1 protein-coding gene is annotated in these 1,192 nt (G+C 41.9%); it reads left to right on the forward strand.

Going from position 1 to position 1,192, the window contains the following annotated elements; genetic code table 11:
- The first annotated feature begins 62 nt into the window (after positions 1-62).
- Positions 63-1,153, forward strand: a protein-coding gene (locus D7V32_RS16955) for an IS3 family transposase (protein WP_120403938.1) whose coding sequence is annotated in 2 segments (ribosomal slippage) — positions 63-315 and positions 315-1,153 — 1,092 coding nt in all. Because the reading frame shifts where the segments join, the coding sequence is not laid out codon by codon here.
- Positions 1,154-1,192 lie beyond the last annotated feature (39 nt).

A 1,192-nucleotide genomic window follows, 5' to 3' on the forward strand; every position in this document is an offset into this window, starting at 1 on the left:
CCCTAAAAATAAAAGGATCTAAAAGTAGAATTTTCTCTTAAGATACAAGCAGGAGATTCTGCATGAAAACATCTAAATTTACTGACAGCCAGATCATGTCCATCTTAAAGCAAGCGGAGTCTGGCACACCTGTTGCTGCCCTTTGTCGTGAACATGGTATGAGTAATGCAACCTTCTATAAATGGCGTGCTAAATATGGCGGCATGGATACATCTTTGATGGCACGGCTGAAAGAGTTGGAAACAGAAAATACCAGACTGAAAAAAATGTATGCTGAAGAGCGATTAAAAGCAGAAATTATTCAGGAAGCAATGTCAAAAAAGTGGTGAAGCCATCTTGCCGACGTCAGATGGCTCAGCAAGCCGTTGCCCAGCATGCAGTGAGTATCCGTTTAGCTTGCTCTGCATTTGGTATTAGTGAAACCTGCTACCGTTATCAGGCTAAACTTAGCGATGACAATGTATTAATTGCTGAACAGCTCATTGAACTCACTGAGGAAAATTCCGATTGGGGATTTGGTCTGTGCTTCTCATATTTACGACATGTTGAGAATCACTGCTGGAATCACAAGCGGGTTTACCGCATTTACTGTGAGTTGGCACTGAATCTGCGTATTAAACCGAGAAGAAGACTAAAACGGCATGCGCCTGAACCATTGAAAGAACCAATCCGAGAAAATCAAGTTTGGTCATTAGATTTTATGCATGATCAACTTTCCGATGGGCGCAAGTTTCGATTATTGAATGTGATTGATGATTACCGCCGAGAAGGCCTAGCCATAGAAGCAGGATTCTCATTGCCTACAATCAGGGTTATTCGTACGTTGAATCAATTGCTAGAGTGGAGAGAAAAACCATTAGTGATCCGATGCCTTGCGCAGCAGTGCTGCTCAGGCCCCGAATTTATCAGTCACGAATTTGTGCGCTGGGCGACTAAGCACGGTATTCGTATTGAATATATTCAACCGGGTAAGCCACAGCAGAATGCCTATATTGAACGATATAATCGAACTATACGATATAGTTGGCTGAGCAAACATTTATTTGATACTTTGGATGAAGTACAAGATTATGCAACAAATTGGCTGTGGCATTACAATCATGAAAGACCACACCAAGCCAACAAAGGAAGGCCACCTCTAATGGCTGCTTAACCTCTACTTTTAAATTCGGTTATTTATGGGAGGATTACC

Source organism: Acinetobacter tianfuensis, from assembly GCF_003611465.1.
Taxonomy (GTDB): Bacteria; Pseudomonadota; Gammaproteobacteria; order Pseudomonadales; family Moraxellaceae; genus Acinetobacter; species Acinetobacter tianfuensis.